The sequence below is a fragment of the Arboricoccus pini genome, assembly GCF_900187945.1.
Lineage (GTDB): Bacteria > Pseudomonadota > Alphaproteobacteria > Geminicoccales > Geminicoccaceae > Arboricoccus > Arboricoccus pini.
This window is the reverse complement of sequence record NZ_FYEH01000005.1, coordinates 199,309-217,117: the sequence shown is the minus strand read 5'-3', so window position 1 is coordinate 217,117 and position 17,809 is coordinate 199,309. Positions and strand designations below refer to the sequence as shown.

The following is a 17,809-nucleotide window of genomic DNA, read 5'->3' as shown; positions in this document are numbered from 1 at the left end:
GTCTTTCATTACGGACGGCGATCCGAGAGAAACTCAGACACCTCCCCTTCCTAAATCTCGCTCTGCATTTTAGTCGCGGGACTCCCCACGCTTCGCCCAAGAATTACGAAAACGATTGCTGACGAAATAATTGTGATAGCGATCAGGATATAGGTCAGGACACGAAACGCATCAGCATAACTTTGCGCAAGAAACGACCGATCTACTTCTGGCAAAAGATTCTTAGCTTGTTCAAGATTTCCCGTTGCGAGGCGTTCGGCGACATTCATGATCAGCGTTGTGGAAACTGCTTCCATGTTTGCCAGCGAATTCACGAGGGAGGATTGAAGCAAGGCGGCAAGAACCGCCGTTACGATCGCAAGAGCGACCCCTTCTCCCGCAACGCGGGTAGTATTGAATATGCCTGCCGCCATTCCCGCACGTTCTTTGGGGACCACACTGATGGAGAGTCCGTCCATCAACCCCCACGGCATGCTCGCCCCCAAACCAATCAACAGCATCGGCCCAAGAGTCGTATCGCCATCATTGATATTGGCACGCCCCAGGAAGAAAAGCCCCAGAGCCGCAATCAGCAAGCCGACCCCAGATATTATCCCTGGCGAGATCCAGCGCGTCATCGTAGCCGCGAGCGAGGGAACGACGAGCATCGGCACAGAGAGCGCCAGCAACAAGAAGCCGGCATGAATTTCGCTGCATCCCTCGATGCCGATGAATCGAAGCGGCAAAAGTACCAGAAGGACGATGTAGCAATAACAGGTAGCAATCGGGAGTACCTGAACGCCAACGAAGTGCGGATAGCGAAATAGGGAAAGGTCCAGCATGGGCCGTGCAACTCGGGTTTCGATGGCAACGAAGGCGACAAGCAAGCCCGCGGCTCCGCCGAGCAAAGTAAGCACGAAGGCACTGCTCCAGCCATTGGCCGGCGCCTGGATTAAGGCAAACGTGAACAGGGTCAGTGCTCCGGTGAAGGTTATGGTGCCTCCTACGTCCAGACCTGCGGCATCTGGATCCCGGGATTCGCGCATGCGCGGCGCGCCGAACATAAGAGCGAGGAGCGAAACCACCGCCGTCGATAGGAAGACCGAACTCCAGCCGAAGGTCTCGGTCATGTAACCGGCAAAGAGTGGACCGAACGCCAGCCCGACGCCAAAGGTCGTGCCGAGCAGACTGAACGCACGCGTTCGGCCGTGACCATCAAATTCCTGGGCGAGCGCTGCGATGCCGCCGGCCAGGGTCGCGGCGGCAGCAACCCCTTGAATCGCTCGCAGCAGGTCCAGCAAATAGACTGAAAAAGAAAAGCTTAGGGCTAGAGCGCTCGCGGCGAACAGGGCCAGTCCAAATAAAAATACTCTCTTCCGCCCATATTCGTCCACCAGAGCTCCAGCAATCATTTGAAAGCCCCCGAACGTCAGCATGAAAGCATTTGTAATCCAGTTCAGGGCGATAGGGTCGCCGCCGAGTTCTCGGCCGATCGCCGGGGTCGCGACGGCTCCGCCCGAGAAACTCATCGGGCAGATGATACCGGCGAGACAGACCGACAGAAGAACAGATATTCGCCCTTTATTCTGTGAAGATGGCGGGCTCGTCATTTATTGCAGTCCTTCCGCGCTTAATAGGAAAAGCCGACCGCCGGTCATCGTTGATCGTTTGGGAGCACTGTAAAGCGGATCAAATGGCTCATAAATGCGCCCAAATGCCGTTTACTGCGGAGAAAAACTCTCTAATCTCGCGCTATGGAAAGCCTCACGGGACTGCTTGCTTTCGTGCGAACCGCCGAAACCCTCAGCTTCGTTGCGGCTGGGCGGCTTTTGGGCATATCCGCATCGGCCGTCGGGAAGAATGTCGCCAAGCTTGAGCAAGGCTTGGGCGTCCGGCTTTTTCAGCGCAGCACACGGCGAATCGGTCTTACGGCCGAAGGGGCATTATTTTACGAGCGCTGCCGTCGTATCCTCGATGATCTGCAAGAGGCGGAAACGATGGTGTCGCATGCGGCCCGAAAGCCCCGCGGAAAACTTCGCGTCAGTTTGCCCACCATCGGCTATCGGTTTCTGTTGCATGTCCTGTCGGAATTCTCGAATCTCCACCCAGAGGTCGAACTCGATTTCGACTTCAATGACCGTATCGTCGACGTGATCGAGGACGGCTTTGATGCGGTCATCCGTAGCGGCGACTTGCCGGATTCGCGGCTGATGTCGCATCGGCTTAGCCCATTCTGCTTTGTACTTTGCGCCGCTCCGGCATATCTGGAAATAGCGGGGATTCCGGAAACACCCGACGACCTGAAGGGGCACAAATGTATCCGGTTCCGCTTCCCCACCTCGGGTAAGCTTCAGGAATGGTCCATGAAGGGCGTGCACGAACCGACAGCCGGAATGCAGACGGTACTCACCTGCAACAACATGGAGGCCCTTCGAGGAGCAACGCTCGATGGGTTCGGCATCGCCTACATGCCTGACTTTCTGGTCCGAGATCTCACCGAAAGCGGCGAACTAGTGACCGTCTTGGACGAATATCTCGCCAATCCCGGTCAGTTCTGGATTCTCTGGCCGTCCAGTCGGTATCTGTCACCCAAGGTTCGCGTCTTCGTGGATTTCATGGCGAAGAAGCTTTTCATTGCATCCCCGAATACGCAGGCAGGATAGATTGCTCCAAACCTCCAGCGCAGATTCCTTTGCCGCCTCAAAGTATGATGAGATCGCAAGGCATCATTCGCAGGCGTCGATCACATCAATGCTGGTGTGATTCGCAGGCGCTTTCCAGCTGCGCTGTCATCAGATGCCCTGGTGAAAAGGTATCCACGAGGGCTTAAGCCACAAAGCCCGCTCCTCGAGATGGATCGTCATGTTTCGGTTGCATCGGGTTAAGCCGACGGAGCTGGTCGCGCAGCAATCACTGCGGACCGCTCCAGCAGACCAGGCAGATATGATACGCAATCAAGCCGAACCATCAGCGCGAAGCCACAGATCCCTAGGTCGAGAAAACTGCGCAAGCCCCTCCGAACGGCTTGAGATGCATTCATCAAACGCAACCCAGCCGAAACTTCAACCCGTCGAGACATACCTGAATGCGTCGAATTGGCCGGCAGCCTCGATAGATCTCTTGTCAGATTAACCAACTTCCGCATATTAGCACCGTTGCATACAGCCAATAGACAAAGGGGTAAAATTTGCGCACGGGACGCATGATCGATAGATCATGGCGCGATTTTTAAGTCGATGGAACTTGGTTACTTGATAACAGCGCCGAAAGATGGAGGTATTTTTCTATGAAGTACTATAGAAATACCGTTCCATATACCGCCATTCACGGTAATTTTTTCTCGTGGCGCCATAAGTTAACTTATGGTTCAGCTCTTGTGACCGGCGGCATCCTAAGCATGACCGCTTGGCTGGCTATCTACTTATTGACGAGCTCATTGGCCTGATCGCCAGGCATTGTGGAATTTTTTCTTTTGCCCCTAATGATCTTTGGATCCCGTAGGATGATGACAGGAAGACAGGCCGATCAGTTGACAATGATGCATGACATCAATGCCAACCAGCAAGCTCGGGGTCTTCCGCCGACCGATATTGAGGGCATCAATGTGCGCAAAGGTACCCACACCCGTTTTCAGGTGGGTGTGAAACGTGCCTTCGACATCGTCGTGGTGAGCTGCATCCTGCTCTTTCTGGCCCCCTTGTTCGGCATTCTCTCGCTGCTGGTGGCGACGTCGGGACGACCGATCTTTTTCGCCCATGAGCGGATCGGCCGGCACGGCAAGCCGTTCAAGTGCCTGAAATTCCGCAGCATGGCGGTCGATGCCAAGGAACGGCTTGAGGAGATCCTGCGGACGGATCCGGCAGCGGCGGAGGAATGGCGTCTCACCCGCAAGCTCAAGAACGACCCGCGGGTCACCAAAATCGGCGCCTGGCTGCGCAAGACCAGCCTCGATGAGCTGCCGCAGCTCGTCAACGTGCTCCGGGGCGATATGAGCCTGGTCGGTCCCCGACCGGTCACCCATGACGAGGTGCTCCAATATGGCGAGCATCGCGTCTACTACATGCAGAACCGACCGGGCATCACGGGTCTCTGGCAGGTGAGCGGTCGCAGCGACATCGACTTCCAGCGTCGGGTCGACATGGACGCATTCTACGTCCAGAACTGGAGTCTCACACGCGACATCATGATCCTCTTCATGACCGCACGTGTCGTCTTCGCCCGCGAGGGAGCCTACTAGAGCCAGGTTTTTCTAGTTGTCCTGTCCAAGAACGGCCGTTCCTTGCAGGGGCGGCCGTTTTTATTGAAGCGGCGCCCTAGATCTTGACGAGCAGCTTGCCGAAATTCCGGCCCTCGAGGAGACCGATGAAGGCGTCGGGCGCGTTGGCCAGGCCTTCCACGATATCCTCCTTGTAGACGATTTCGCCTGCCTTCAGCCGGGCGCTGACCTCACGCTCGAACGCGGGGCGAAGCTCGGCTAGATCCGAGACGATCATGCCCTCGACATGCAGGCGCTTGTAGAGGACCTGGCGCATGAAGTCCGGCAGCTGGTCGGCCCCCTCGGGTCGCCCGCTGGCATTGTACCAGGCGATGATGCCGATCACCGGAATCCGCCCATGCAGGTTCATCAGCGGCAGGACGGCCTCCAGCACCTGGCCGCCCGTCAGCTCCATATAGATGTCGACTCCGTTGGGGCAGGCTTCCCCGAGCTGGCTGGCCATGTCGTCTTGTCGACGGTCCAGACAGACATTGAACCCGAGCTCGCTCGTGACGTAGCGGCATTTATCTGCGCCGCCGGCGATACCCACGGTATGCAGCCCACGCAGGCGGGCGAGTTGGCCCGCCAGCGCGCCCACGGGGCCGGCGGCGGCACCGATCACGATCGTCTCGCCCGCCTGCGGCTTGGCGATCGCCTCGAGCGCGGCATAGGCGGTCAGGCCGGGCATGCCCAGAACCCCAAGGGCCGTCGAGACCGGCCCCAGCGCCTGATCGACCAGGGAAAGCTGGGCGGCGGCGGCGACAAAGGCCGATTGCCAGCCGCTATAACAACGGACGATGTCGCCTGGCTTGAACCGGCCGCTCCGGTCGCGCTCGACGACGCCCACGGTCTCGCCGGTCATGACCTCCCCCAGCGCGACGGGTGCTGCATAGGAGGGCGCGTCGTTCATGCGGGTGCGCATATAGGGGTCGAGCGACAGATAAAGGGTGCGCACCAGGACCTCGCCGGCCGCGGGCTCGGGGAGCTCGAATTCCTCGAGGCGAAAGGCGGCCGGCGTCGGCTGACCCTTCGGTCGCTCGGCGAGGACGATGCGGTCGGCGTGTAACATTGTTTTTCCTTCAAGCGATCCGCAGGAGATCGTCATAGAGAGCTCGGTAGTGCCGTGCCGACACATCCCAGCCGACGGATCGGGTCATGGCACGACGACGGACGGTCTGCCACACGGTCTGCTGCTGCCAGAGATCGAAGCCGCGCTCGAGTGCCAGCTCCAAGGAGGGCTGGCTGGCGACGGGGACGATGATACCGGTTGCCACGCCATCGGCCAGCGCAGCCTCGTTGGCGTCGATCACCGTATCGCCCAGGCCGCCCACCCGGGTGACGATCGGCAAGGTTCCATAGCACAGTCCGGCCAGCTGCGTGAGGCCGCAAGGCTCGAAGCGGGACGGGATGAGGATCGCGTCGCTGCCGGCCTGGATCAGATGCGCCAGCCCTTCGTCATAGCCGATCCGGCAGGCAATGCTCTTGGGATCCGCCAGGGCCGCTGCGCGAAAACCGCGCTCCAGGGCCGGCTCGCCGGTGCCCAGCAGGGCAAGCTGGCCACCGCGAGCGCGAATCAAAGGGAGCGCCTGCAGCACGAGATCCAGGCCCTTTTGCCCGGTCAGTCGACTGATCACCGCAAAGAGCAGGGCCTCCGGGTCGGGGGCCAGCCCCATTGTCTGCTGCAATGCGAGCTTGGCTGCGGCCTTGCCGGCAAGATCGTTTGCATCGTAGCCCTGCGGCAGGCTGGGGTCGCTGGCCGGATTCCATATGTCGACATCGAGGCCGTTCAAGATGCCCGAGAGATCGACCGCGCGCTTGCGCAGCAAGCCCTCAAGACCATAACCCTCGGGGGCCGATTGGATCTCGCGGGCATAGCTCGGACTGACCGTGGTGATCTTGTCGGCATAGAAAAGACCAGCCTTGAGAAAGCCGATCTGACCGTAGAACTCCACGCCCTCGGCGGCGAAGGCGGAAGTCGGCAGATGGAGGGACGGGAGCAGATCCGGCGGGAACAGACCTTGAAAGGCGATATTGTGGATCGTCACGACCGTCTTGGGCCGGGGGCCGGCGCCGAGCGCCAGATAGGCCGGTGCCAGGGCCGTCTGCCAGTCATGCGCATGCACGATGTCTGGAAGATAGCCGGGCAGGGCGCCGCGGCCCAGATGCTCGGCAGCGCGGGCCAGAGCCGCAAAGCGCAGCGCATTGTCCGGCCATTCCCGGCCATCGGGCATGTGATAGGGTCCTCCTGGACGCGCATAGAGATGCGGTGCGTCCAGGAGGAGAAGATCCGCCCCGCTCGGGCTTCGCGCCCGGAGGATGTTGGCGGGGCCGCCTGGCAGGTCCCAAAGATCGACGGCGGGTTCGCTGCTAACGGCGGCGAGAACGGCCGGATAGGCCGGCAGAAGGGTGAGGATGTGCACATCCTCGCGGGCCATCGCTGCCGGCAGGGCACCGGCTATGTCGGCGAGGCCGCCGGTCTTGATCAGGGGGAAGAACTCGGAGGCGATCGAGAGAACCCGCAAGGAAAGGCCGCTCATTTCTCGAGCTTGTCCAGCATCGACTGGGTGATGAGGACGGTGCCGGCATCGGTCCGGCGAAAGCGCCTGGCATCTTCCAAGGGATCCTCGCCGACGACAAGGCCTTCGGGAATCCTGACCGCCCGGTCGATCACCACCCGGCTGAGCCTTGCATGGCGGCCGATTTCGACGTCGGGCATGACGACGACTTCGTTGAGCTTGGCCCATGAATGGACGTGCACATTATTGAAGAGCAGCGTGCGCCTGAGACTGGCGCCCGAGACGATGCAGCCGCCCGAGATCAACGAGCTTACGGCCGAGCCGCGCCGTTTTTCCTCATTATGCACGAACTTGGCCGGCGGGGTGAGTTCGGCATAGGTCCAGATCGGCCAGGTGCGGTCATAGAGATCGAGAGCCGGTACCGTGCGTGTCAGATCGAGATTGGCATCGAAATAGGCGTCGATCGTTCCGGCGTCTCGCCAATAGGCCTCATTCTCGGCATCGCTCTTGACGCAGGAGGTCGTGAACTCGTGCGCCATCGCCTTGCCGTTCTTGACGATGCCCGGGATGATGTCCTTGCCGAAATCATGTTCCGAATTCGGGTCGGCCGCATCCGTGCGCAGCGCGTCGAAGAGGAACTTGGTGTCGAAGACATAGATGCCCATCGAGGCCAGCGCCTTGTCGGGCTTGCCCGGCATGGCGGGCGGATCCTTGGGCTTTTCGAGAAAGCTCGTGATGCGGCGACCCTCATCGATATGCATGACGCCGAAGGCTGCGGCCTCCATGCGCGGTACCTCGATGCAGCCGATCGTCACGTCAGCCTTGGCGGCCACGTGCTGCTCGAGCATGAGCTCATAGTCCATCTTGTAGACATGGTCACCGGCCAGAACGATGATGTGGTCGATATTTAGATAGCTCTCCAGAATGTCGATGTTCTGGAAGACGGCATCCGCCGTGCCCTGATACCAATCCGTCTCCGTCACCCGCTGGCTGGCCGGCAGAATGTCGAAGCTCTCATTGCGTTCTGTGCGAAAGAAATTCCAGCCGAGCTGAAGATGGCGGATCAGGCTGTGCGCCTTGTACTGGGTGGCGACGCCAAATCGTCGAATGCCGGAGTTCAAGGCGTTGGAGAGGGCGAAATCGATGATGCGCGTCTTGCCGCCGAAATAGACGGCGGGCTTGGCCCGGCGGTCCGTCAGCTCCCAAAGGCGGGAGCCGCGACCCCCGGCCAGCACAAAGGCGAAGGCGTTCCGCGACAAGGGTGTGCTTGGACGTTGTGGCATAGCTCCCTCTTCATTTTTTTCCACGCGTCCAGGAGAGGTCGCGTTTTTAGTCATCGTTTGAATTAGGCCTGATCACGTCGATGCCGATGGGTATTCCCGCAATGCCGACCGCAAAGGCTGAAGCAGTGCATTTCAAGGAAACACCGGGGTGTGCGCCTCCTTGTCATGACCGGCCGCCTCTTGCTGGACGGGCCTTGGGGACGGTAGCGAGGGACGATCATGGGGTCGAGGGCAATCAAAACGCTCATCCTCGCTCCCGTTCCGTTCCGTCAGACAACAGGCGCTTTGCGTGTCAGATCCCCATCGTCCCGTTATTGCCAGGCCAGATGCTCCCACCTGGTATCATCGAAGCTCGCGCGAACCGGCCTTGGTCCTCGATCCCTTGGTGGAGACGATCGAGACCGAGGTCTGCGTCGTGGGTGGCGGCCTAGCGGGCCTTGCGACCTGCCTCTCCCTCGTCGAGCGCGGCCTGGATGCGGTCTTGATCGAAAGCGGTAATCCGGGCGATGGCGCCTCGGGCCGCAATGGCGGCATGGCATCCAGCGGCTTCACGCGAGGCGCTCTCGATCTCGAGGGCAGTCTTGGTACCGAGCACACGCGGCGCCTCCATGCCCACAGCGTGGCGGCTTTGGATTTGATCCAAAGGCGAGTGCAGCGTTACGGCATCGCCGCCGATCTCGTCCCTGGCGTTCTCGTCGCCTCGTTCTTCGACGATCCAAGAGGGCTGCGCGCCGAGTTCCAGGCCTTGAACGAACGTTTTGCCACGCGGGTCGAGCTATGCTCGCGCGAATGGATGGCGGCGACCTACAAGACGGCTCGTTACACCGAGGGCCTTCTTGATCCCGACGGTTTTCATCTAAACCCCCTGGCCTTGAGCCGTGGCTATGCCCGGGCCTCGCTGGACGGCGGTGCCAGGCTTTATGCCCATACCCAGGCCACGGCGGTGGAGCGGGCCGGTAGCGGCTGGCGCGTGCTAACGGCCGGCAGCCATGGTCGGCATGCGCATCCGCCTGCCAGCATCACCGCAAGGCACGTGGTCCTGGCAACCAATGTCTATGGCGACGGCCTGGTTCCGCCTTTGCGGCGTTCGCTTCTGCCGGTTGCCACCTATGTCATCGTCACCGAGCCCTTGGGCGATCTGCTGGGGCAGGTGATCAAGGCGCCCTACGCCGTCTTCGATGACCGCTTCGCCGTCGGCTATTACCGGCCTTTGGAAGACGGCAGGCTGCTCTGGGGCGGGCGTGTGAGCCTGCGCGAGCACCAGCCGAACCTGAGCGGCCTGATGCGGCGCGATCTGGCGCATGTCTATCCGCAGCTGGCACATGTGCCGATCGCCTCGGCCTGGTCCGGCCGCATGGGATTTGCCCGCCACAAGATGCCGCTCTTGGGTCAGATCGAGCCCGGCTTGTGGATGAACACGGCCTATGGCGGCCATGGTCTCAACACCACCACCATGGGTGGCGACCTGGTGGCGCGGGCAATTGCCGAGGACGACAAGGCGATCGAGGATTTCGCCGTCTTCCAGCCGCAGCCGGTCTTCGGTCCCATGGGCCGGCTCATAGCCCAGGGAATCTATTGGGGCATGTCGGCCAAGGACAATGTACGCCTCCGGCTGCAGCATCGCCGGGCAAGCTGGAAGGAGGGGCGATCGCGACATTAGCTTTGAGGTGCGCGGCAGGAATTCGGGTGGCGATGGCACAATCGTACGGCGCGGGCCGGGCGATGGCTGGACCTCTACCCGCCAAATTCTAAACTGGATCCAGATGCCGCAGGCAAGGAAAGCAAGACGATGAGCTCGAGGTCCATCCCTCTCGCGTCACGATCGGTCCCGCAGGAGCAAAGCTCGAGCGACGCGCTCAAGAACGTGCTGCGTGTGACCAGCGGCAACTTCCTCGAGATGTACGATTTCATGGTGTACGCCTACTACGCCACGTACATCGCCCGCACCTTCTTCCCCGGCGAGAGCGAATTCGCCTCGCTGATGCTTTCCTTGATGACCTTCGGTGCCGGCTATCTGATGCGGCCCTTGGGGGCCATCCTCCTGGGTGGCTATATCGATCGCCATGGACGCCGGCGTGGGCTCATGTTGACGCTGGGCCTCATGGGCGTGGGCACGCTGCTCATCGCCGTCGTGCCGGGCTACGCCACGCTGGGCCTCCTTGCTCCCTTGCTCGTCCTGATCGGCCGCCTGCTGCAGGGCTTTTCCGCCGGCGTCGAGCTGGGAGGCGTTTCCGTCTATTTGGCGGAGATCGCCACGCCGGGGAACAAAGGCTTTTATTGCGCCTGGCAATCCGGCAGCCAGCAGGTGGCCGTCGTCTTCGCGGCCGCCCTGGGCGTGGCCCTGAGCTTTCTGCTGCCGCCCGAGAGCATGACGCTTTGGGGCTGGCGCGTGCCTTTCCTGATCGGCTGCCTGATCGTACCGCTCTTGTTCCTGCTCCGGCGTTCCTTGCAGGAGACGGAGGCCTTCAAGGCCCGCACGCACCATCCCTCGATGGGTGAGATACTGCGCTCGATCGTCCAGAACTGGCAGCTCGTTTTGGCCGGCATGCTGCTGGCGACGATGACGACCGTATCTTTCTACTTCATCACGGCCTACACGCCGACCTATGGCGCCCGCGAGCTGCATCTCTCGGCGACCTCGGCTCTGATCGTCACTCTTCTAGTCGGTGTCTCCAATTTTTTCTGGCTGCCGATCGGCGGTGCGATCTCCGATCGGATCGGCCGGCGGCCGGTGATCATCGCAACCGTGCTCCTGGCTCTCGTTACCGCCTATCCGGCCCTGGCCTGGCTGGCGGCGGCACCGTCTTTTGCCCGACTCTTGACAATCGAGCTTTGGCTTTCCTTCATTTACGGCATCTATAATGGCGGTATGATTCCCTATCTGACCGAGATCATGCCGCCTGCCGTGCGGACCACGGGGTTCTCGCTCGCCTACAGCTTGGCCACGGCCATCTTCGGCGGCTTCACGCCCGCCATCGCCACCTGGCTGATCCATTTCACCGGCCAGCCGGCCACGCCTGGCCTCTGGCTGTCGGCGGCGGCGGCCTGTGGTTTGTTGGCGACCTACATGACGCGCCACCACCAGGCGGCCGAGGATTGAGGGCCGAGCCTCAATCCATGCGCCGGTCCTCGTAGGCGACCTGCCGGTTCGAGCGATAGAAGGAATAGCTCAGCCCCAGGGCCGCACCGAGGTTGAAATGCGACTTGAAGAGCGGACTGTCGTCGTTGGCAGCCCCCCAGAAGCCGCCCAGCTGGGTGGCGGCGATGGCAAAGAGACGATCGGTCAGCGGCAGCTTGAAGGAGGATTCGAGCCGCGTTCCCATATAGCCCGGATCGGCGTCGTAGGCCGGCCGGCCGACCTCGGCATATTTGTCCTTCACCTTGTAGAAATAATCAGAGAGCCGCTGATCGGCGAAGACCGGACCGCCCTCGATGGAAAAGACGCTGCCGGCCTTGAGCATGTCGAAGCGCTGGAAGGTCAAAGCGGGCTGGAAGAGATAGCCCCGATAGGTGACGCTCGTGAAATCGGTGGTGAAAACGGCGCGCACCGGCAGGTCGAGGTCGAGCCGGTTGCGGCCAGCCCAGCGGGCCAGCTTGACGCGCAAGGTCGGACCGATCTCGCCCATGAGGTCGAGGTCGGGCATGCCGTGGCGGGCGTGATTATCGTTCGAGGAGGCGGGCAGGGCGCCACCGACGCTGATATTGAGCTCGGCCCGGTCGCTCTTGAGAAGGCGGCCGCGTAAGCCTGTCTCATCGGCCTTGAGGAAGTCGCCACGATAGATGAGGTAGGGGGCGACGATGCCCTTCCAATGGTTCTGGCTGGCGGCTGGATAATCCGGAAAGCTGCCGCCGAGGCCGACGAGGCCGATCTCGTAGAGCGGCTGCGTCGTAGTGGTAGCGGCGGCCGGCTGGGCCAGGGCCGGCCCGGCCAGCAGGCAGCAAAGAAGGGCTGGCAGGCCGAGGAAGTCAAAAGCGTTCCGCAGTCGGGTCATGGGCTCTGACGTCTGGCAGTCAAAAGGACGTTGGGAAAAGGGGTCACGCCCCAGCAGGGCTCGACCTCGCAGACAAATCCCTCGGCGTCGAGCCAGCCCTCAAACTGCTTGAGGGGCGTGGGTGCGATCTCGGCCGGGCGGTAGAGCCTTGCCAGCCGGCTCAGGCGTTCTGCGCCCCGGCCGACCCGGCTGCGCCAGCCACGATCGGGGTCGAGTGCGCGCAGGAAGAGCCGATCGGCCGTTACCCGGGCGGCGCGGCGAAGGAGGTCTTCCTGATCCGGCAAGGGGAGTTGATAGAGGAGATCCAGGATGAGCGTGCACTGGCTGGGCGGCAGCGTCTCGAGGCGGAGGTCGGCCGTGTGGAAATGGGCGGGCAGGCCCGTTGCCGCCAGACGTGCCTGGCGGATCAAGGCCTCGTCCCAGTCAAACCCCGTGACGCCGGTGGCGAGCCCAAGCTCGAGCAGGGCCAGGCCGAACTGGCCAAGGCCGCAACCCAGGTCCAGGACGTGACCCAGCGGCTTATTGCGGGCCTGGGCGAAGATCGGCGCATGCACGGGGTCGAGCCTGAGCTTCCAGCGCACATAACCCCGCGTGGCATGGCCGCATGCCTGGTAGCGGCCATCCAGCCGGCGCACGAGGGCCTGCATGCCATGCAACTCTGTCAGGCGGCGTTCCGCCAGTTCGGGCCTTCGATCTCGGCACGCTTGGTCATGCCGACATCGCGGCGGACCCGATAGCCCATCCGATAGGCGGTCTGGAGGAAATAATAGGCCCCCTTGAAGGCCAATACCGGCACACGTGAGCGGACGCCGTGGTTCCAGCTTCCAGCCAGGAGGCTGACGAGACCGTCGCGCATGCCGAACTGATTGCGCGGTGCCATGAACATGTCGCGCAGGACCGGTTTGTTGATCCGGTAGATGAGCCAGGAGAAGGCACCCATGGCTCCTTGGACATGACGTTCGAACTGGGCAAAGAGCGGCTTGGCCTTTTGTGGATCATCGAGATGGGCGTGAACCGCCAAAGCACCCCTTTCCGCGCTCGTCATGGCCAGCATGACGCCACTCGAGAAGACAGGGTCGATGAAGGCAAAGGCGTCACCCACGAGGATATGGTTCTCGCCCACCATGCTGCGCGCTTTATAGGAATAATTGCCAGTAGCGCGCACGGGCTCCAGCAGCGTCGCATTGGCGATGCGTGGCCCCATCGAGGGGCTGGCACGCAAGACCTCCCAGAAGAAATCTTCCTGACTGCCGGTGCGGCGATTGAAGAAGGCGGCGTTGGAGACGATGCCGATACTCGTGACCCCGTTGGGCAGGGGAATGGCCCAGCACCAGCCCTCTTTCAAAAGATGGACGACGATATTGCCGACATCGGGCTGGGTCAGCGGCTCGACCCCCTTGAGATGGCCAAAGAGGGCCGCTGTGTTGTTCTGCCGGTTGACTTCCTTGATCTTCAGGCGCGTGGCAAGGCAGGCGTCGCGCCCCGAAGCATCGATGACGAAGCGGGGCGCGAAGACGTGCTGCTTGCCCGTGCCATCCACCGCCTTGACCGTGCTCCGTGCCGATCCTTGAGCGAGCTCGACCGTCGTGACGCGCATCGCCTCGAGCGCCATGGCTCCCTTGGCCCTGGCATTATCGAAGAGAAGCTTGTCGAAGGCGGCGCGCTCGACGTGAAAGCTGTAGGTCCATCTTTTGTCGAGGCCGTTTTTGAACTCGAAGGCCACGTCCTGGCCGTGCTCGTCCGAGACGAATTGCGCGCCGGGCTTGTAGACTCCGATGGCGCGGACCTCTTCCAGGACGCCCAGGCGCTGAATGATGGAGAGATTGTTGGGTAAGAGCGATTCGCCGATGTGGAAGCGCGGATGTGTCTCCTTCTCCAGCATCACGACATGCCTTCCGCGTTCCGCCAGAAGGGTGGCGGCGGTGGAGCCGGCCGGGCCGCCGCCGATGATCAGTACGTCGCAGATCTGCGGGAGTGCCTCGCCATCGGGCTGGTCTGTCAATGGAGAGGAACTCATGCAAAGGCACCCTGAGATTGCCGAAGTTTAGCTTTACGTTCACCTCTAATCGTCAGACGGACAGGTGCAAGCTTAAAGCATCCCTTCTCGTTTCTTATCATGCGATGTTGCGTATCGGCCTCCTGCAACAAAAGCATCGATAAAGGCGCAATCTTGCTTGACCAGCATTGTCGTACCGCTCCGGAAGAATGGTTCTTGAATCGCTCACGCCGAAGCTTCCTGCCATCCTGCCTCCTCCCGCTGATACTGGCGGCCTGTACCACGGCTCCCTTGAACGAACCGCGCGACGTCCGCTTTGCCGACCCTCAGGTCATGCCGGATGAGCGGGCAGCGCAGATCCTCCGTGCCGGAACCGGTCTTGGCTGGACGATGCGCCGGACGGCGGAAAACCTCATCCAGGCCTCGCGCCAGGAGGGCCAGCGTAGGGCTCTGGTCGCGATCAGCTTCGATGCCGAGCGCTTCTCGATCAAGCGGCTGGATTCGACCGGATTTGCCTATGCGGCAGGCGAGATCGAGCTGGATTTCAATCGCTGGGTGAGCGATCTCAAGGCGGCGATCCTGGCCCAGTCCTCGGTCTGAGCTGGTTTTCTCTACGGTCGTCCGGGCCTTCAGGCCATGCCGCCATTGATCGAGATAACCTGGCCCGTGATGTAGGCGGCCTTGTCGGAGGCGAGGAAGGCCACGAGATCGGCCACCTCTTGCGGGCGCCCGGGCCGCTTCATCGGCACCAGGGCTGAGATCTGCTCCTTGCTCATGACGGCATCGACGGCGGGCGTGGCGATCACCCCGGGTGCCACGGCGTTCACCGTGATGCCGCGGCTGGCGCATTCCAGCGCCAGTGCCTTGACGGCCCCGTGCAGCCCGGCCTTGGCGGCCGCATAGTTCGTCTGACCGCGATTGCCCATGAGCCCCGAGATCGAGGAAATGGCAATGATGCGGCCCCAGCGTTTGCCCATCATGGGAAGCAGAAGGGGACGGGTGATGTTGAAAAAACCATTCAAGGACACGTCGATGACGCTTTGCCACTGCGTCGCGCTCATGCCGGCCATCGGGGCGTCAGCATGGGTCCCGGCATTGTGGATCAGGACGTCGAATGGACCGTCCGCCAGCAGGGCCGACATCGCCTCGGCCGTGGCTTGCGGATCGGCGACATCGAAACGGGCAACGCTGGCCTTGCCCCCCATGGCCTCGATTTCCCTGGCGGTCGCCTCGGCGCGGGTCTGACCTTGATGGGCGTGCAAGGTCAAGGCCAGGCCTTCGGCTGCCAGTGCCTTGGCGATGGCAGCTCCAATCGGGCTGCTGCCGCCCGTGACCAAAGCGCGCCTCATGCGCCGAGGCTGCCGAGATCGGGAAACATGATCGTGGCCTTGCCCGCCACCAGGAGATCGTCCTTTTGCCGGACCGCGAAACGGTAGGCAAAGCCCTGCTCGGCGCGAAAGAGGAGATCGGCCATGGCCAGGAAAGGGAAGGGCCCGGCATGCGACCTCGCGACCAGCAGATCGCTCAGGCTGGAAACGAAGCCGGGCCGCTGGCCGGATTCCTCCATGAGGGCGCCGTGCAGCGCCATGGCCTGCAGGCCGATCTCGACACAGGCCACGGCCGCAAGCCCGCCTTCGCGCGCCAAAGGATGGCCGGCATCCGGGGCCGGCGCCCTGGCGACGATGCCCGCCGCCGTCAGGTTCTCCACGCCGTCCAGCAGGCACATGCGCCCTTTTTGCGGCACGAGGGTTTCGATCAGCGCCCGGTCGATGCGGGCAAGCGGTATCATGTGGGCGTCACCTCGATCAGGAGATGGGCGTCGTCCTGGCAGGGCAGGCAGAGCGTGACGGCCTGCCGGCGGGCGATCGCCGCGAACAAAGGCAGTGCCCGGCCGGCCGGATTGGCGGCCACCAGAGGTGCCAGCGTATGACCGTCAGGCAGGCTTGAGGCCGTGCCCGGTTCCGGCACGAAGCTGATCTTGAGGCGGGCTCGCGAGGCCAAGGTGGCGGCAGGCGTAAGAACGGCGGCCGTCGCCATGGGGATCAGGGTCGCCCGTACGGCCGAGAGCGGAAAGGGCAAGGGCGCGTCATAGGCGCAGCAAAGGACCGGCGTGTGCTCCGCCTCCACCTGCAAGGCGGCGCGCAGCAAGGTGCTGGCGAACGTGTCGTCATAGGCGCCTATGCTGGTCGAGTTGGCCCGGCAGGCATTGCCGATCGACCAGTAGGCAGCGGCGGCATTATGCACGGAATTATGAAACTGGGTGGGCGAGAGCATGGGGTTAGGGCCGGCCACCGTCTGCAGCATCGCGTTCACGATGGCGCCATCGCCGTTCGAGGTACCAAAGACGGAGGGCAGGTCCGCTGCCTGGCCGGCGGCGGCCAGCGCCTGTTCGGCCGCCGCCACGGCCAGCTTCACGGTCATCCCCGCCCGCCGCCGCTCGTTGGGCGAAAGGCTGGCTGGCACGGGCGGGGCATAGTCGGCCATGACATGCGCCTCCTCGCCCCGCAGGAGGCGTTCGCCGGCTTCCGGCGAGGCAAAGCCCGGCCCCAGGACGGTAAGGCCGGCGATATGGCAGACGAGGGAAGCGCTCATGCGGCCCGGCCGAGGACAAGGCTGCAATTGCTGCCGCCAAAGCCGAAGGAATTGCTGAGCGCGATCTTGAGCGGGCGCGCCAGATTGGCGGTGACGACCCGGCTTCGGCAAAGAGGATCGACCTCCGCCACGTTCAAGCAGCCCGGCACGAGGCCCTCGATGAGGGAAAGGCTGGTGATCAGCGCCTCCATGGCACCCGAGGCTCCGAGCGTGTGGCCCGTCCATCCCTTGGTCGAACTGCAAGGTGTCTGGCCGCCCAGCGTCGCAAAGACGGCCTTGTCCTCGACGGCATCGTTGCCGAGCGTGCCCGTGCCGTGGAAATTCACATAGTCGATCGTCTCCGGGCTGAGGTCGGCCAGGGCCAGGGCCTGCCGAATCGCCAGGATGGCGCCGGCCCCGTCGGGATGCGGCGAGGACATGTGATGCGCATCCGTGCTGGCACCGTGGCCGAGCAGGCTGACCTGACCGTTCTCGGCATGGCTTTGCCGCTCGAGGAGGGCAAAGGCCGCGCCCTCGCCGATCGAGAGGCCGTCGCGATCGGCAGCGAAGGGCCGGCAGGGACCCGGGGCCAGGAGATCCAGAGAGTTGAAGCCGTGCAGCGTGATGCCGCACAAGGAATCCGCACCGCCGACGACCACGGCATCGCAAAGCCCGGTCTCGATCAGCATGGCGGCGTCCGCGAAGGCCTTGGCACTGGAAGCGCAGGCATTGGAGACGGCAAAGCCCGGCCCCCTCAAGCCCAGGATCGTGCGCACGAAGCGCGTGGCGGCGAAGAGATCCTGCGTGCGGACGAAATCGAAATGCCCGGGCAGATGGCCGGTTGCGGGATCGCGCTGCCGGTAGGCATGCTCGCCTTCCTCGATGCCGGACGTGCTGGTTCCCAGGACGACTCCGATGCGCGTCGGTCCGTAACGTCGTACTGCCGTGGCGACGTCATGCATGAAGTCGTCACTCTCCAGGGCCATGAGGACGAGGCGGTTATTGCGGCAATCGAAGGCCGCAAGGCTGGCCGGCAGGCTTGCTTCCTCGACCCCCTCGACCCGGCCGATCCAGGTGGGCAGCTCGATATGTGGGAAGTCGCAGGGCCGCAGCGGACAGTGCCTTGTCTTGAGGGCAAGCCGCATGGCCGCCAGCCCCTGGCCCATGGCCGAGACCGCCGTCATGGCGGAGAGGGCAAGCGGGGCCATCCGCGTCCC

Annotated in this window: 16 protein-coding genes; 5 read left to right on the top strand and 11 right to left on the bottom strand. The window is 62.7% G+C overall.

From position 1 onward, the window contains the following. Nucleotides 1–50 precede the first annotated feature (50 nt). Nucleotides 51–1,589: an MFS transporter gene (locus tag CFB17_RS09035; RefSeq protein ID WP_088561209.1), complete on the bottom strand. Its 1,539-nt coding sequence runs from the start codon at nucleotides 1,587–1,589 to the stop codon at nucleotides 51–53. Between the two features lie 144 nt (nucleotides 1,590–1,733). Here CFB17_RS09035 and CFB17_RS09030 point away from each other — a divergent pair, with 144 nt between their 5' ends. Continuing rightward, nucleotides 1,734–2,642: a LysR family transcriptional regulator gene (locus CFB17_RS09030; RefSeq protein WP_088561208.1), complete on the top strand. Its 909-nt coding sequence runs from the start codon at nucleotides 1,734–1,736 to the stop codon at nucleotides 2,640–2,642. Nucleotides 2,643–3,484: 842 nt separating this feature from the next. After that, entirely contained in the window at nucleotides 3,485–4,216 is a 732-nt protein-coding gene (locus tag CFB17_RS09025; protein WP_207761990.1) for a sugar transferase, read from the top strand. 76 nt (nucleotides 4,217–4,292) lie between these two features. Here the strand turns inward: CFB17_RS09025 and CFB17_RS09020 are convergent, their stop codons facing one another. From CFB17_RS09020 to glgC, 3 genes are read right to left on the bottom strand one after another with little or no spacing between them, the layout of a single operon-like run. Continuing rightward, complete coding sequence (locus CFB17_RS09020; protein ID WP_088561206.1) at nucleotides 4,293–5,303, bottom strand: NADP-dependent oxidoreductase; 1,011 nt, start codon at nucleotides 5,301–5,303, stop codon at nucleotides 4,293–4,295. A gap of 10 nt (nucleotides 5,304–5,313) precedes the next feature. Further along, nucleotides 5,314–6,771 carry a glycogen synthase GlgA gene (gene glgA, locus CFB17_RS09015; RefSeq protein ID WP_088561205.1) on the bottom strand — a complete coding sequence of 486 codons (1,458 nt, stop codon included), beginning with the start codon at nucleotides 6,769–6,771 and terminating at the stop codon, nucleotides 5,314–5,316. After that, a complete protein-coding gene (gene glgC, locus CFB17_RS09010) occupies nucleotides 6,768–8,033 on the bottom strand; it encodes a glucose-1-phosphate adenylyltransferase (protein WP_088561204.1) in 1,266 nt (421 codons plus the stop codon). Before glgC ends, glgA begins: the two co-directional genes overlap by 4 nt. Nucleotides 8,034–8,322: 289 nt before the next feature. Between glgC and CFB17_RS09005 the strand changes: the two genes are divergently transcribed. Continuing rightward, the gene (locus tag CFB17_RS09005) at nucleotides 8,323–9,693 is read left to right on the top strand and encodes an NAD(P)/FAD-dependent oxidoreductase (protein ID WP_088561203.1); all 1,371 of its coding nucleotides are present in this window, start codon (nucleotides 8,323–8,325) and stop codon (nucleotides 9,691–9,693) included. 129 nt (nucleotides 9,694–9,822) lie between these two features. Beyond that, on the top strand, nucleotides 9,823–11,133 hold the full coding sequence (tcuC, locus tag CFB17_RS09000; RefSeq protein WP_088561202.1) for an MFS transporter: 1,311 nt from the start codon (nucleotides 9,823–9,825) through the stop codon (nucleotides 11,131–11,133). A 10-nt stretch (nucleotides 11,134–11,143) separates the two neighbouring features. Here the strand turns inward: tcuC and CFB17_RS08995 are convergent, their stop codons facing one another. Genes CFB17_RS08995 through CFB17_RS08985 form a run of 3 tightly spaced genes read right to left on the bottom strand, consistent with a single transcriptional unit; the run spans nucleotide 11,144 to nucleotide 14,042 of the window. Then, nucleotides 11,144–12,025 (bottom strand): MipA/OmpV family protein, encoded by an 882-nt coding sequence (locus tag CFB17_RS08995; protein ID WP_088561201.1) that lies wholly within the window; start codon nucleotides 12,023–12,025, stop codon nucleotides 11,144–11,146. Next, complete coding sequence (locus tag CFB17_RS08990) at nucleotides 12,022–12,672, bottom strand: class I SAM-dependent methyltransferase (protein WP_133063874.1); 651 nt, start codon at nucleotides 12,670–12,672, stop codon at nucleotides 12,022–12,024. The genes CFB17_RS08995 and CFB17_RS08990 overlap by 4 nt, the downstream gene beginning before the upstream one ends. 14 nt (nucleotides 12,673–12,686) lie before the next feature. Then, nucleotides 12,687–14,042 (bottom strand): NAD(P)/FAD-dependent oxidoreductase, encoded by a 1,356-nt coding sequence (locus CFB17_RS08985; protein WP_088561199.1) that lies wholly within the window; start codon nucleotides 14,040–14,042, stop codon nucleotides 12,687–12,689. Between the two features lie 195 nt (nucleotides 14,043–14,237). Here CFB17_RS08985 and CFB17_RS08980 point away from each other — a divergent pair, with 195 nt between their 5' ends. Then, the gene (locus CFB17_RS08980; protein ID WP_088561198.1) at nucleotides 14,238–14,621 is read left to right on the top strand and encodes a hypothetical protein; all 384 of its coding nucleotides are present in this window, start codon (nucleotides 14,238–14,240) and stop codon (nucleotides 14,619–14,621) included. A 29-nt stretch (nucleotides 14,622–14,650) separates the two neighbouring features. Here the strand turns inward: CFB17_RS08980 and fabG are convergent, their stop codons facing one another. From fabG to CFB17_RS08960, 4 genes are read right to left on the bottom strand one after another with little or no spacing between them, the layout of a single operon-like run. Further along, a complete protein-coding gene (gene fabG / locus CFB17_RS08975; protein WP_088561197.1) occupies nucleotides 14,651–15,370 on the bottom strand; it encodes a 3-oxoacyl-ACP reductase FabG in 720 nt (239 codons plus the stop codon). Then, a complete protein-coding gene (locus CFB17_RS08970; protein WP_088561196.1) occupies nucleotides 15,367–15,810 on the bottom strand; it encodes a hotdog family protein in 444 nt (147 codons plus the stop codon). The genes fabG and CFB17_RS08970 overlap by 4 nt, the downstream gene beginning before the upstream one ends. Then, complete coding sequence (locus tag CFB17_RS08965; RefSeq protein WP_088561195.1) at nucleotides 15,807–16,613, bottom strand: beta-ketoacyl synthase chain length factor; 807 nt, start codon at nucleotides 16,611–16,613, stop codon at nucleotides 15,807–15,809. Before CFB17_RS08965 ends, CFB17_RS08970 begins: the two co-directional genes overlap by 4 nt. Further along, on the bottom strand, nucleotides 16,610–17,800 hold the full coding sequence (locus CFB17_RS08960) for a beta-ketoacyl-[acyl-carrier-protein] synthase family protein (protein ID WP_088561194.1): 1,191 nt from the start codon (nucleotides 17,798–17,800) through the stop codon (nucleotides 16,610–16,612). Before CFB17_RS08960 ends, CFB17_RS08965 begins: the two co-directional genes overlap by 4 nt. Nucleotides 17,801–17,809: the final 9 nt, after the last annotated feature.

Excerpts from the sequence above, each read along its gene's own strand:
- CFB17_RS09035 (WP_088561209.1), bottom strand. The coding sequence starts at position 1,589 with ATGACGAGCCCGCCATCTTCACAGAATAAAGGGCGAATATCTGTTCTT.
- CFB17_RS09030 (WP_088561208.1), top strand. The coding sequence starts at position 1,734 with ATGGAAAGCCTCACGGGACTGCTTGCTTTCGTGCGAACCGCCGAAACC.
- CFB17_RS09025 (WP_207761990.1), top strand. The coding sequence starts at position 3,485 with ATGACAGGAAGACAGGCCGATCAGTTGACAATGATGCATGACATCAAT.
- CFB17_RS09020 (WP_088561206.1), bottom strand. The coding sequence starts at position 5,303 with ATGTTACACGCCGACCGCATCGTCCTCGCCGAGCGACCGAAGGGTCAG.
- glgA (WP_088561205.1), bottom strand. The coding sequence starts at position 6,771 with ATGAGCGGCCTTTCCTTGCGGGTTCTCTCGATCGCCTCCGAGTTCTTC.
- glgC (WP_088561204.1), bottom strand. The coding sequence starts at position 8,033 with ATGCCACAACGTCCAAGCACACCCTTGTCGCGGAACGCCTTCGCCTTT.
- tcuC (WP_088561202.1), top strand. The coding sequence starts at position 9,823 with ATGAGCTCGAGGTCCATCCCTCTCGCGTCACGATCGGTCCCGCAGGAG.
- CFB17_RS08995 (WP_088561201.1), bottom strand. The coding sequence starts at position 12,025 with ATGACCCGACTGCGGAACGCTTTTGACTTCCTCGGCCTGCCAGCCCTT.
- CFB17_RS08990 (WP_133063874.1), bottom strand. The coding sequence starts at position 12,672 with ATGCAGGCCCTCGTGCGCCGGCTGGATGGCCGCTACCAGGCATGCGGC.
- CFB17_RS08985 (WP_088561199.1), bottom strand. The coding sequence starts at position 14,042 with ATGAGTTCCTCTCCATTGACAGACCAGCCCGATGGCGAGGCACTCCCG.
- fabG (WP_088561197.1), bottom strand. The coding sequence starts at position 15,370 with ATGAGGCGCGCTTTGGTCACGGGCGGCAGCAGCCCGATTGGAGCTGCC.
- CFB17_RS08970 (WP_088561196.1), bottom strand. The coding sequence starts at position 15,810 with ATGATACCGCTTGCCCGCATCGACCGGGCGCTGATCGAAACCCTCGTG.
- CFB17_RS08965 (WP_088561195.1), bottom strand. The coding sequence starts at position 16,613 with ATGAGCGCTTCCCTCGTCTGCCATATCGCCGGCCTTACCGTCCTGGGG.
- CFB17_RS08960 (WP_088561194.1), bottom strand. The coding sequence starts at position 17,800 with ATGGCCCCGCTTGCCCTCTCCGCCATGACGGCGGTCTCGGCCATGGGC.